Annotated in this window: 1 protein-coding gene; it reads right to left on the bottom strand. The window is 66.0% G+C overall.

Going from position 1 to position 641, the window contains the following annotated elements; translation table 11 throughout:
* Positions 1–33: 33 nt before the first annotated feature.
* Positions 34–641: Tn3 family transposase (locus ACP7BL_RS17870; protein ID WP_426258931.1), on the bottom strand; the 608-nt coding region annotated here is incomplete at its 5' end.

Genomic DNA, 641 nt, shown 5'->3' with positions numbered 1-641 from the left:
GGGGTCGGTTCCGGCTGAGGGCGGAATGACACCCTAAGCATCGGCATCCTTGGGCCAGAGGTATTCGCCGGTGAGGAGGATATGTGCCCATCCGAGCGGGGAGATATGGGCGAGCAGGTGGTCGGGCGTATCCAGCCCCTCGCGGCGTCGGGCCTCGACGGCATGGCCGAGATGCAGGGTGTTCCAGTAGACGATGATGGCGGTGAGCAGGTTGAGGCCCGCGATCCGGTAGTGCTGGCCCTCGGTGGTGCGGTCGCGGATCTCGCCCTGACGGCCGATGCGCAGGGCGTTCTTCAGCGCGTGGTGCGCTTCGCCCTTGTTGAGGCCGACCTGGGTACGGCGCTGCATGCCAGCATCGAGAATCCATTCGATAATGAACAGCGTCCGTTCGATCCGGCCGACCTCGCGCAATGCGGCCGCCAGATCGTTCTGGCGCGGATAGGCGGCAAGCTTGCGCAGGATGCGGCTCGGCGCGACTTGGCCAGCACTCATGGTAGCCGCGCAGCGGAACAGGTCGGGCCAGTTGGACACGATCAGTGCGTCGCGTGCCTTACCGCCCACCAGCGGGCGCAGTTCGCTCGGCGTGTCGGCGGGATCGAACACGTACAGCCGTTTGGACGGAAGGTCGCGGATACGCAGTA

The organism is Sphingomonas sp. DC1600-2 (assembly GCF_049897605.1).
In the GTDB taxonomy this organism is placed as follows: domain Bacteria; phylum Pseudomonadota; class Alphaproteobacteria; order Sphingomonadales; family Sphingomonadaceae; genus Sphingomonas.
Note: the sequence above shows the minus strand (reverse complement) of the source record. Positions and strands in the feature narration are given on the sequence as shown.